Raw genomic sequence first — 13,273 nt, forward strand, 5'->3', positions numbered from 1 at the left:
GCGTTGTTCCCCTCAAGAAATCAGTTTTTCCAGATCATCGAGGGATAGACGTTTGAGGGCCTCCAGGGATTTAGCCAATTCGTCCTGAACCGGTGATAAATCGACGCGCAACGCTTCGATGCGGGTGCAGAACGTTTGCAGGGTATCGGCTTCGAACAATTCCTTGAGCGGCACCTTGTCACCCAGCCGTTCCTTGATCCGGGTCACCACCAGCGTCGCCAGCAACGAATGTCCGCCCAACTGGAAGAAGTTGTCCGTCAGGCCGACGCGCTCGACGTCCAGTACCTCTTGCCAGACGGTCGCCACCGCCCATTGCAGATCGGTGCGCGGCGCTTCGTAACGCTGCGGCGTCGGATGGCCGCCCAGCGCCATCAGGGCCTTGCGGTCGAGCTTGCCATTGGGCGTCAGCGGCAGCGCGTCGATCACGTGCAGATGGCTCGGCAGCATGTGCGCCGGTAAACGACTGGCCAGGGCTGCCCGCAGGGTTTCGCCCAACGATAAATTGCCCGGTTGGCTCGCTACGACGTAGGCATGCAGATGCTTGCCCGCCGCGCCCTCCTGCGCCAGCACCACGGTTTCGCGCACCTCGGGCTGTTCCAGCAATCGGGCTTCGATCTCGCTCAATTCAATGCGGAAACCACGAATCTTCACCTGATGGTCGGCACGACCGATGTACTCGATCCTGTCGTCTGGCCCCTGTCGCACCAGATCGCCGGTGCGATACAACCGCTCACCATTAATGGCGAATGGGTCCGGTACGAAGCGTTCAGCAGTCAGGCCGGGACGCAGCAGATAACCTCGGGTCACACCGGCACCGGCCAGGTATAACTCGGCCGTCAGCCCTGCCGGCAACACTTGCAACTGGCTGTCGAGCAGGTAGGCCACGGTGTTGTCCAGCGGCCGCCCGATGTTCGCCCGGCCATTGGCGGTGCGCAGGGTGAAGGTCGAATAGGTGGTGTCTTCCGACGGCCCGTACAAGTCATAGACCTGCTTGACCGAGGTGCTGGCGTACAGCGTATCGACCAGCGTCTGCTTGAGCGGCTCGCCGGCCAGATTGATGGTGGTGACCGACGCCGGAATCTGCCCGGCCCGTTGCAGCGCGGCAATCGCCGACGGCACGGTGTTGATCAGCGTCACGCGCTCACGGGCCGGCAACTCGGACAGCGCCAGGGCGTTGTCCGCCAGCACCATGCAACCGCCGCTGGCCAACGTGACGAAAATCTCCCACACCGACAGGTCGAAGCAGATCGAGGTCGAAGCCAGCACGCCACGCAGTTGCTCTTCGCGGTAAACACCCTGCGACCACTGGATCAGCGCCGCGAGGTTAGCGTGGGTAATCGCCACGCCTTTGGGCTTGCCGGTGGAGCCGGAGGTGTAAATCACGTAGGCCAGGTTCTGCGCCACGATGCGGCAAACAGGCGCCGTGGACGGATACCCGGCAAGCCATTCGGCGCCCTCTTCGACCAACAGCACTTGCGCCGGCAACGCCTCGGGCAACATCGTCTGCAACGCGGCTTCGGTCAGCAGCACTGCCGCGCAACTGTCTTCGAGCATGTGCAGCAAGCGCTCTTGCGGATACTCCGGGTCCAGCGGCACGTAGGCACCGCCGGCCTTGAGGATCGCCAGCAGCCCGACCAGCATGTCCGGGGTGCGGCGCATGCACACGCCCACCCGCACTTCCGGCCCCACGCCCAGCGTTTGCAGTTTGTGCGCCAATCGATTGGCCCGGGCGTCCAGGGTGTGGTAATCGAGAGTCTGCTCGGCAAACAACACCGCCGCGGCCTGCGGTCGGCGTTGTACCTGCGCATCGATCCGCTCGACCACGTTGCGCGAATCCAGCGCCGTGATCGCAGCCTTGCCCCAGTCGACCGCCACTTGGCGCGGTGCGCCGTCCAGCAGTTGCAACGCGCCCAGAGGCTGCGAAGCAACCGCCATGAATTGCATCATCAGGCCTTCGATCTGGGTGCTCAGGTCGGCGATGGTGGAGTGATCGAAACAGGCCTGATCGAAGCTCAAGCCCAGGGTCAACTCACGACCGGTAACCGCCACCAGCGTCAACGGATAGTTCGTTTGCTCTTGACGCGAGAGGGTGGAGAACTCGAGACCGGTGGCCGAGCCTTGGGCCAGCGCTTCGGCCATGGGGTAGTTCTCGAACACCAGAATACTGTCGAACAGCGCGCCCTGCCCCGCCCAGCGCTGGATATCGTAGAGCGGCGTGTGCTCATGTTCGCGCAGGGCCAGGTTGAGGCGCTGCACTTGCTGAATCCATTGGCCGACCGGGATCTCGGCGGACGGCGCAGCCACCACCGGCAAGGTATTGATGAACAGGCCGATTTGCTGCTCAACACCGGGCAAGTCCGTTGGCCGACCGGCCACCGTCGCGCCGAAAGCCACCGTGTCCTGGCCGGTATAGCGCTGCAACAGCACCAGCCACGCGGCTTGCATCAGGCTATTGAGGGTGACTTTCTGTTCGCGGGCGAAGCGGTTCAGATCGCCGGTCTGCTGTTCGCTGAACACATGCCGGTAATCGGCATAACCGCTGGCCGGCGCCTGGCTGACCGGCATGGCGCTGGCCAGGTGGGTCGGCTCTTGTAGGTCAACCAACGCCGATGTCCAGAACGCGCGACTGGCCTGAACGTCGCGCTGCCCCAGCCATTCAATGTAATCGCGATAGCGCCCCGGAGTCGCCGCCGGGGTCATGCCGGCATAGCGTTGCAACACCTCGCCGAACAACTGCGAGGTGCTCCAGCCATCCATCAAGATGTGATGGCTGGTGTAGATCAAGTGATGCTGCGCTTCAGCGGTTCGCACCAGCAACACACGCAACAGCGGCGCCTGGTTCAGTTCGAAACCGGCGGCCAGATCCTCTCGGGCCAACTGATCGAGCGCTGCGTGAAGGTCATCACGACCGCGCCAGTCCTGCACGGTCATGGGCATCTGCACCGTCTGCCTTACAATCTGCACCGGCGCATCGGCGTCCTCGGGCCAGACGAATACGGTGCGCAGAATCTCATGGGCCTCCAGCGTCTGTTGCCAGGCCTGGCGGAAACGCTCGGTGTCCAACTGCTGCACATCGACCCGCAACTGGTTGGTGTAGGCCGGGCCGTCCGGCTCGTTGAGGCTATGGAACAGGATGCCCTGTTGCATTGACGATAACGGATAGAGATCGCTGATCTCCCGTGCCGGTACCGGCAGCGCCGACAGTTGCGCTTGCGTCAGGCGCACCAGATTGAAGTCCGACGGCGTGACCCCGGCATGCTCACCGCCAGTGCAATGTTCGATCAGCCGTTCCAACTCATGGCAATAAGCATCGGCCAGCGCCTGAATGGTGTGCGGGCGGTACATGCCTTGGCCGAACGTCCAGCTCAATTCCAGCTCGCCGCCGTAGACCTGACCATCGACGCTCAGCCAGTTGCCCAAGGGCGCATCATCGTCCTGATGCTCGCCAGTGCTTTCGGCGGCCGGCACCAACAGTGCGCCGTCAGCGACACTGAACGCACCGTCGAATTGGCCCAGGTAGTTGAAGGTGATGCGCGGTTGCGGCAGATCACGCAGCGGTTCGAAGCCCGCGAGGTAGCGCAGCACGCCGTAGCCGATGCCTTTGCCCGGCACGGCTCGCAGTTGTTCCTTGATTGCGCACAGCGAAGTGCCCGGCTCTGCCTGTGGGGTCAGACGCACCGGAAACAGGCTACTGAACCAACCGACGGTGCGACTCAAATCGAGGTCGTCGAACAGGTCTTCGCGACCGTGGCCTTCGAGCTGGATCAGCACCGATTCCTGTTTGCTCCAGTCGCACAACACCCGCGCCAGGGCGGTCAGCAGCAAGTCGTTGATCTGGGTGCGATAGGCGGCCGGCGCCACTTTGAGCAGCGCATGGGTCAGTGTCTTGTTCAGGCGAGAAGTGGCCCGAGCGGCTTGGCGACGAGTCTGGACGGTCTCGGGAAAATCCCTCGGCAAGTCGCTGTTACCGCCCTCCAGCGTGCGCTGCCAGTAATCGCGCTCGGCGTTCAAGGCATCGCTTTGCCCGTAACGGTGCAGGTGTTGCGCCCAGGCCTGGAGCGAGCTGCTTTTGCCCGGCAGGACCATCGCCTTGCCTGCCGTCAATGCGGTATAGGCTTGCTGCAAATCTTCCAGCAGCACCCGCCAGGACACGCCATCCACCACCAGGTGATGGATCACCAGCAGCAAACGTTGTGTCGCGTCAGGCAGGTTCACCAGCACCGCGCGCACCAGCCGGCCCTGTTGCAGATCGAGACTGCGCTGGGCTTCGGTGGCCAGCGCGGGCAAATCGGCCAGGTCGTCCAGCGCCCGCACCCACAACAGGTCTGTGTGGCGCTGCGTCTGGAACGTCGCTTGCCAAGTCTCGCCCGACGCCTGGAAACTCAGGTTCAGCGCATCGTGCTGCTCGATCAGGGCGGCCAATGCGTTGCTGAGATGCATCGCGTCGAGGGGGATTTGCGGTTGCAGCATCACCGACTGGTTCCAGTGATGACGCTGGGGAATGTCGGTCTGGAAGAAGCGGGCCTGGATCGGCAACAACGGCAGCTCGCCGCTGACCTTCTGCACGACGCTGGCGGCCGGTTTGCTCTCGATCAGTTTGGCCACCGCCGCCAACTGGCCGATGGTTTGCTTCTCGAACAGTTGCTTGGGGCTCAGCTTGATGCCCTGGCGTTTGGCCCGGGCAATGATTTGCAGGCTAAGGATCGAATCGCCGCCCAGCTCGAAGAAGTTGTCGGTGCTGCCCACCTGTTCAAGCTTCAGGACATCGGCCCAGATCGCGGCAAGCTTCTGTTCGACCTCGCCCACCGGGGCAACAAATTGCTGCGTGACCAACCCCGGCGCCGGCAAGGCACGCTTGTCCAGTTTGCCGTTGGCGGTCAGCGGCAGGCGCTCCAGCACCACGATCTGCGCCGGCACCATGTACTCCGGCAGGCAGGCCTGTAACTGCTGGCACAGGTCGTCGACATTCAACGACAGGTCGGGTGCGGCCACGCAGTACGCCACCAGTTGCAGGCGCGTTTCATCACCGTCCAGTGGCAAGGCCAATACTGCGGCCTCGCTTACGCCGTTCAAGCCCAGCACTACCCGGGCGACTTCCGCCGGCTCCACCCGATAGCCGCGCACCTTGACCTGGTCATCGGCGCGACCGATGAACTCCAGCGCGCCCTGACGGTTGCGGCGCACGCGGTCACCGCTGCGGTACACCCGCGCGCCGACGGCGCCAAACGGATCCGGCAGGAAGCGTTCGGCGGTCAGCCCCGGCTGCCCCAGATAACCCAGCGCCACGCTGTCGCCGCCGATGTACAGCTCGCCCGCCACCTGATCGGCGACCGCGTTGAGCACGTCGTCCAGCACGTAGACATGCGCACCCGACAACGGCCGGCCGACCGGCACGCTGCGGGCACCCGAGTCGAGATCCTTGAGCTCATGGGTCAGCACGCCCACCGTGGTTTCACTCGGGCCATAATGGTTGATGAACCGGCAGCCCGGCTTGAGGCGCCGCACCTGTTCGAGCAATGCCGGCGAGCAGGCTTCGCCACCCACGATCAGTGCGTGTTGCGGCAACACGTCGGCGGCCCGGGACGCTTGCATCAACGCCGCTAAATGCCCCGGCACGATCTTCAACGCGCCCACTTGGTGCTCAGCCATGTAATCGGCAAACCGGTCCGGGTCGAAGCCCAATTCCTCCGGCAATACATGCAACAAACGCCCGGAACACAGGGCGCCGAACAGCACGGTAAATCCCAGGTCCGCGGCAATGGTCGACACCAGCGCCATGCTCGCTGCCGGCTCCAGCGCCAGACGTTCCAGCGCACCGCGCACGTAACTGGCCAGGGCGCCGTGGCTCACCAGCACGCCTTTGGGTTGGCCGGTGGAACCGGAGGTGTGAATCACATAGGCCGCGGCATCCGCCGACACCGACAGCGAAGGCTTCGTCGCCGGCTGGTCCTGCCAGCGTTCGGGGGCGAAGGCCAGCCCCTGGCAACCGGCGACCGCCAGACTGCTTTCCCGCGCATCGCCTGCGGCACACAACAGGACTTTCGCCTGCGCGCCTGCGAGCATCTGCTGCAATCGCGCGGCCGGCGCCTTGAGGTCCAGCGGCATGTACACCGCCCCGGCCTTGATCACCCCTAACACACAGGTCAGCCATTCCAGGGAGCGCTCCATCAGCACCGCCACGGGTTGCCCGTTTTGCACACCTTGCGCACGCAGGTAGTGGGCCAGGCGATTGGCGTCCTGATCCAGCGTCTGGAAACTCAACGTCCGTTCAAGACAGCGAGCGGCCAGCGCTTCAGGCTGCGCGACCACCTGACGATCCCATTGCTGCAACACCGACTCCGCCGGCTGCCGTGGCGCCAGCACCGGTTGCACAGATGTGGTTGCAAGACTGTGCAGCGGCGCCTGCGGGGCGCTGAGCAATGCGCGGAACAGGCCGAGCAGCGTCGGAATGAACCCCTCGATGGTCGAGTGGCGGTACAGGTCGCTGGCGTAGGTCAGTTGCCCGTGGATCAGCGTGCCGTCATCGGTGATGTCCAGCGCCAGATCGAAGTGCGTGCCTGCTTTGTCCAGTGGATACTCGGTGACGCTCAGGCCCGGCAGGTTCATCGCACGCTGGGTCTGCATGCCGACGTTCTGGTTGAACTTGGCCTGGAACAACGGGTTATGCCCCAGGGTTCGCTCGGGCACCAGTTCATCCACCAGTTGCTCGAACGGCAGCTCTTGATGGGCCTGGGCACCAAACGATACCTCCCGGACCCGGGCCAGCAAATCGACGAAACTGCCGCGCTCATCGACCTGGCAACGCAATACTTGAGTGTTGACGAAGAAACCGATCAGCCCTTCGACCTCGGAGCGCCCACGGTTGGCGTTGGGCACGCCGACGCGGATATCGCGCTCGCCGCCAAGACGTGACAGGAACAGCGAAAACCCGGCCAGCACCAGCATGAACAAGCTGATGCCTTGAGTCCGGGCAAAACCATTCAACTGCCGGGACAGGTCCGCACCGAAATCAAAGCTCAGGGTCTGGCCTTCGAAACTCTGGGTCAGCGGCCGGGGGAAATCCGCCGCCACGTCCAATAGCGGATGCTCTTCGCCCAACTGCTGACGCCAGTAATCGAGTTGCCGCTCGCCCTCGCCGGCCTCCAGCCAGCGGCGCTGCCAGATCGCGTAGTCGGCGTACTGCAACGGCAACGCCGGCAACTGCGGTGCGCGCTCCAGGCTGAAGGCCTGATAGCACTGCACGAATTCCTTGACCATGACGTCCATCGACCAGCCATCGGAGACGATGTGGTGCATGCTCACGATCAGCACATGTTCATCGTCCGCCAGACGGAACAGGCTGGCCCGCAGCAATGGCCCGTGGAGCAAATCGAACGGTTGCGCGGCCGCCTCCTGAACCTGCCGCGCCAGCTCGGCTTCACGTTCTTGCACGGCGACGGTCGACAGATCGACGCGCTGCAGTGGCACGCTTTGTTGGTCGAGGATGATCTGGCTCGGCGAGTCATTGTCGGTCTGGAACACCGTGCGCAACACTTCATGGCGCGCCACCAGATGATCGAAGGAACGCAACAGCGCGGCCTCGTTCAGCTGCCCGTGCAAGCGCAGGCCGGCGGCCATGTTGTACGCGGCGCTCTGCGGGTCGAGCTGCCAGAGAAACAGCAAGCGCTGCTGGGCAAACGAGAGCGGGATCACCGCGCAGTCATGACGACTGACCGGCAGCGGCAGCAGGCTGAAGTCCTTGCCCTCCTCGCGCAGTCTGGCGAGAAACAGTCGACGTTGCTCCAGCGGCAAACCGACGAATCTTTTAGCGATACGCTCCGCCCTATTGCCGCTCATACTTCAACTCCCTCCAAAGAATTCATGAACTGATCCATGTCGGACCAGTCGTTATCGCTGGCACCGCCGGCCAGCGCGGCCAGCTCCAGGGCCAGATCGCCCAGCAGCGGTGTCTCGAACAGGCTGCGCAACGGCAGCACCACGCCCAACTGGCTTTTGATCCGCGCGATCACTTGAGCGGCCAGCAACGAATGCCCGCCCAACTCGAAGAAATGGTCATCGACACCGACCCGTGGCACTTGCAGCACCTCGATCCAGATCTGCGCCAACGCCTGTTCGGTGGCGGTTTGCGGGGCGCGATAGCTGCTCTGCAATTGGCTTGGATCGGGAATCGGCAGGGCCTTGCGGTCGAGTTTGCCGCTGGGGGTCAGGGGCAGGCGCGGCAACAGCAGCCAGTGGCCGGGCACCATGTAGTCCGGCAGGTTGTTCTGTAGCGAAGTTCTGGTTTGCTGACGCACAATCGCCTGCTCCGCCGCGCTGTCGAGCACGCCCTGATCGACCACCAGATACGCCACCAGTTGAGGCCCGCCGACCAGGGGCAAGGCCAGCACCACCGCCTCACGAATTCCCGGACATTGCTGCAACCGCGACTCGATTTCCCCTAACTCGATGCGGAAGCCGCGAATTTTCACTTGGTGATCGACGCGGCCGATGTACTCCACCGCGCCGTCGTCGCGCAGCCGGGCACGGTCGCCGGTGCGGTACAGGCGCTCGCCGACCGCGAACGGATCGGCGATAAACCGTTGGGCGCTGAGCGTCGGTTGCCGGTGATAACCACGGGCCAGACCCGGCCCGCCGATGTACAACTCGCCCACCGCGCCTTGAGGCAGCAGATTCAAATCATCGTCAAGCACGTACAGCCGGCGTTGTTCCAGACCGTGACCGATCGGAATGCCACGCCACGACACCGCCTCGGCGGTCAATGCGCTGCAATCGTGGAGAGTCGAAACCACCGTCGCCTCGGTCGGGCCATAAGTGTTGAGCAAACGCACATGACCCAATCCGACGCGTTGCCACAGGCGCAGCCCGTCCACCGCCATCGCCTCGCCACCCACGTGAATCTGGCGCAAGACGCCAAAATGGGCAGGCGGGTTGGCCGCGTAATCCTGCACCACCGAGTACCAGTAAGCGGCCGGCAAATCCGCCAGGGTAATGCCCTGTTCGACGATCACCTGATGCAAGGTCGCACTGTCCCACAGGCCCGCATCGCGCAGGACCACACAGGCGCCATGGCACAGCGGCGGGAAGAATTGCTCGACGAAACCGTCAAAACTGCTGGTGGCGAATTGCAGGACGCGATCGCCTTCGCGCAAATCGCTGTAGTCGATCGCCCGGGCGATGAATTCACTCAGCGCGCCGTGGCTGACGGCCACGCCCTTCGGCCGGCCGGTGGAGCCGGAGGTGTAGATCACGTAGGCGAGGTTCTGCGGATCTACCGTCACTTGCAGATTGTTTTCACTCGCCGCATCGCTGTCCGGCAGTCGGTCCAGACACAGGCAATCGATGCCATCGAGCCCCGGCAAACTGCTCAGCAGCGGGCTCTCGGTCAGCAACAGTTTCAGTCCACTGTCATCCAGCACATGGCGCAGGCGTTCGGTCGGGGTGTGCGGGTCCAGCGGCACATAGGCGCCGCCAGCCTTGAGCACGGCCAGCAACGCCACCGCCAGTTCCAGCGAACGCCCCAACGCCACACCGACCAGCACATCGGGACCGACACCCTTGGCGCGTAACTGATGGGCCAGACGATTGCTGCGAACATTCAATTGGGCATAGCTGAGCGAGGGCGACTGATTGCCCACGAGGATCACGGCGCTGGCCTCGGGAATGCGCGCCGCCTGGGCCTCGAACAGTTGCGGCATGCCGGGCAGCAGCGCCGGAGTGGCGACGGCTTGAATCAAGCGCTCGCGCTCATCCGTGCCGAGCATCGCCACCTCGCCCAGGGGTTGTTGCGGATCACGGCAGACCGACACCAGCACGTTGTGCCAATGCTCGGCCAATGCGGCGATGGTTTGTGCATCGAAGAGGTCGGTGGCGTAAGTGAACGCGGCGAACAGTTGCTCGCCCTCCTCTCGGGTGTCGAGCATCAGGTCGCTGGTGGCCGCATGTTGACGCCCGCTGCCGGCCAGTTGCTGCTCGCTCAGATAGCCGACCTGCAAACCGCAATCAAGGCGCACGTCCTGCAGATCGGTCACCAGTGGCTGGTGATTGAACATCACCTGAAACAACGGATTGTGGCTTTGGCTGCGGGCCGGTTGCAGGGCTTCGATCAAGGCGTCGAATGGCAACTCCTGATGAGCCTGGGCGCCCAGCGCTGCTTGACGCAGGCTTTGCAACAGGTCGCTGAAACGGGTCTGCGGGGTGACCTCGCTGCGCAGGATCTGGGTATTGACGAAGAAGCCGATCAGGCCTTCGGTTTCACTGCGGGTGCGGTTGGCGATCAAGCCGCCGACGCGAATATCGGTCTGGCCGCTGTAGCGATGCAGCAAGGTTTTGAAAGCCGCCAGCAGCACCACGAACAGCGTCACGCCCTGGCGCTGGGCGAGGGTTTTCAGGTTCTGGCGCAGAGCACCGTCGATGACTTTTTCCAGGCGCGCGCCCTGGTGGCTGGAGTGGGCCGGATAGGCACGGTCAGTGGGCAATTCGAGGATCGGGTGCTCTTCCCCCAACTGCGTGCGCCAATAATCGAGCTGGCGCTCGCGCTCCCCCGCTTCCAGCCAACTGCGCTGCCACAGCGCATAGTCGCGGTAGTGCACGGTCAGTTCCGGCAAGGCCGGTTGCCGCCCCGCGACCAGCCCATCGTAGGTGCGCATGAACTCGTCGATCAGAATGTTCATCGACCAGCCATCGGCAATGATGTGGTGCAGCGTCAGCAGCAACACATGTTCCTGCTCGGCCAGACGCAACAGGCGAAGGCTCAGCAGCGGCCCCTGTTGCAAGTCGAAGGCCTGAGTGGCTTCAGCCATCATGTGCTGTTGCGCCTGCGGCCAGCGCCGCTCTTCAGGCAAGGCACACAGGTCATTGATCGCCAGCGTCAGGTCACGGGGTTCGGCCACCCGCTGGAATGCACGCTCGCCCTTCTGGCCGAAGGTGGTGCGCAAGCACTCATGGCGCGCCACCAACACACTGAACGCGCGCTCCAGCGCATCGATTTGCAACGCACCGCTCAGGCGTACCGCCATTGGCAGGTTATAGGCCGCGCTCTGCGGGTCCAGCTGCCAGAGAAACCACATCCGCTGCTGGGCATAGGACAGGCCGTCACGCTCATCGACCCCGACACAACAGGTCATGGGAAGCTGCGCAAAATCGATGCCTTCGCGGGCCATGCCGGCCAGAAACAAGCGGCGCTTGTCCTGCGGCAGTTCGATAAAACGACGGGCGAGTTTCTGTGCGTCTGCGGCATTCATGCATGGGGTCCTTGCTGATCGGCGGCGTGACCAGGAGGCCCGGTCGTATCAACAAGAACGAATGGCTAGCGCGATGATTTAGCGGTACAGATACCCGGGCTCTCTTGAGAGAACACAAAAACGCCGAAGCCGGTGCAAGACCGGCTTCGGCGACAGGCGCGTCAAGGACTGTTCAGATCAGCGCGCGTCCTGGGAGTGCCCTTCAGCCATCGCGACAATCACCTTGCGCTTGCCTTCGAACGGCGCGCGGGCGTGGGCCGAGAGCATGTTGTCGAGCATCAGCACATCGCCCTCCTGCCAGGGAAAACTGATGGCGCAGTCATCGAGCACCGCACGAATTTCATTGAGCACTTCATCCTCGATGGGCGAGCCGTCGCCGTAGTAGACGTTACGCGGCAGGTCTTCTTCATCGACGATGTCCAGCAAGGTTTCGCGCACCTCCGGTTGAAGGTTGGATATGTGGAACAGGTGCGCCTGATTGAACCAGACCCGGTCGCCGGTCACCGGATGACACGCCACCGCCTGGCACGTCTGGCGAGTGCGCAATTCTCCGTCGTCCTTCCACTCGCAAATGATGCCGTGGGCCTTGCAGTAGGCCTCGGCCACTTCACGGTCTTCGGTGTTGAACACTTGCTCCCAGGCCACGTCCAGCCCGTTGCCGAAATTGCGCACGTACATCAGGCCTTTGCTGATGAAGCGCTCGCGGATCGCGACAGGCATGCGCCGATAGACTTCCCGGCTGTCGGCAATCGGCGTTTCACCGCCCGAGGTGGCGGCGATCATGCTGTAGAACCAGATTTTCATCGGCCAGTCCCGGGAATAGGCCTGCTCGTTGTGCAACGGAATGCTCTGATGCGCCGGGTATTCGGTGGAGGTATAAACCCCTTGGGTGACATTGGTGCGCGGCGTCGAACCAAACTCGTAATTGAGCAGCGGATGGCCGAAGCCGGCGGCGAATTGGCGGAACTGCTCGGCGCCATCGAGCCGGAACCCGCGAAACAGAATGCCGCCATCACGCAGCAAATGCTCATCCACCAACTCATTCAATTCATCGAACACCGCCAACAGGCTGGTATTCGGCTCGGTCGCCTCCACCAACAGCGGCAAGCGACCCCGCGCCGGCAGCAACGGCCGAACGGCAAAACCCACGGCAACACCCATGACGGGCCTCCTGTTAACACTCGATAAAGCGAACCGCGCGCTAAAAAACCGGCGCGGCCAGTTGCGCATGACGTCGGTGATGGACTTCCAGATGATTCTTGATAATCCGCAGCACCTTGGCTTCATGCTCATGAATGAAGAAATGCCCGCCGGTCAGCATGTCCACCGAGAAACTGCCCAGGGTTTCCTGGCTCCAGCCGATCAATTGCTCGGTGGTCGCCCTGTCTTCCTTGCCGCCGAGCACGTGCACGGGGCACTTGAGCAGCGGACGCTGCATCGGTCGGAAGCGCCCGCAAAGCATGAAGTCGGCGCGCAGGATCGGCAGCATCAGGCTCATCAACTCCTGATTGGCCAACACTTCCTCGCTGGTGCCCTGGAAGGTGCGCAGTTGCTCGATCAACTGTTCGTCACTCTGCGGTTCGGCGAAGCCACGGTCATAGTCACTGCGCATCGTCGGAGCGGCCGTGCCCGAAGCAAACAGCGCCACCGGCTCCGCAACGCCGAGGGCACGAAAGGCGTGGGCCATCTCGCAGGCCAGCAACGCCCCCAGGCTGTGACCGAACAAGGCATAGGGGCCATGCAGGGACGGCTTGTGTTCCCTGGCCAACTGCAGGGCCAGGGCGCGCATGTCGGTCTGCAAGGGTTCGTCATAACGAACGCCCCGCCCCGGCAACTCCACCGGCTGCAAGTGCAGCCACGGCGGCAACTGGCGCCGCCAGCGGCTATAGACCATGGCGCTGGCGCCCGAATAGGGCAGGCACAGCAGTGTCAGCTTTGTCACCGCACTTACCTCGATTGGTTATCTGTTTAGGAGAACGGATGAGTTGTGATCAGAATTAGTCTGTTGGATGGATAAGCTACCTGCGGGGCAG

The 13,273-nt window shown here is 63.3% G+C and carries 4 protein-coding genes; all 4 read right to left on the minus strand.

Going from position 1 to position 13,273, the window contains the following annotated elements:
- Positions 1-12 precede the first annotated feature (12 nt).
- The 4 genes from FHW68_RS04230 to FHW68_RS04245 all read right to left on the minus strand — a co-directional run bounded on the left by FHW68_RS04230 (position 13) and on the right by FHW68_RS04245 (position 13,182).
- Complete coding sequence (locus FHW68_RS04230) at positions 13-7,836, minus strand: non-ribosomal peptide synthetase (RefSeq protein WP_183678962.1); 7,824 nt, start codon at positions 7,834-7,836, stop codon at positions 13-15.
- Positions 7,833-11,240 (minus strand): non-ribosomal peptide synthetase, encoded by a 3,408-nt coding sequence (locus tag FHW68_RS04235; protein ID WP_183678964.1) that lies wholly within the window; start codon positions 11,238-11,240, stop codon positions 7,833-7,835. Before FHW68_RS04235 ends, FHW68_RS04230 begins: the two co-directional genes overlap by 4 nt.
- A gap of 177 nt (positions 11,241-11,417) precedes the next feature.
- A complete protein-coding gene (locus tag FHW68_RS04240) occupies positions 11,418-12,401 on the minus strand; it encodes a TauD/TfdA family dioxygenase (RefSeq protein WP_183678966.1) in 984 nt (327 codons plus the stop codon).
- A gap of 40 nt (positions 12,402-12,441) precedes the next feature.
- Positions 12,442-13,182, minus strand: a complete 741-nt coding sequence (locus FHW68_RS04245; protein ID WP_183678968.1) for a thioesterase II family protein — start codon at positions 13,180-13,182, stop codon at positions 12,442-12,444.
- Positions 13,183-13,273 lie beyond the last annotated feature (91 nt).

The organism is Pseudomonas sp. Tn43 (assembly GCF_014192635.1).
Taxonomy (GTDB): Bacteria; Pseudomonadota; Gammaproteobacteria; order Pseudomonadales; family Pseudomonadaceae; genus Aquipseudomonas.

Coding starts and splice junctions, on each gene's coding strand:
- FHW68_RS04230 (WP_183678962.1), bottom strand. CDS start 7,836: ATGAGCGGCAATAGGGCGGAGCGTATCGCTAAAAGATTCGTCGGTTTG.
- FHW68_RS04235 (WP_183678964.1), bottom strand. CDS start 11,240: ATGAATGCCGCAGACGCACAGAAACTCGCCCGTCGTTTTATCGAACTG.
- FHW68_RS04240 (WP_183678966.1), bottom strand. CDS start 12,401: ATGGGTGTTGCCGTGGGTTTTGCCGTTCGGCCGTTGCTGCCGGCGCGG.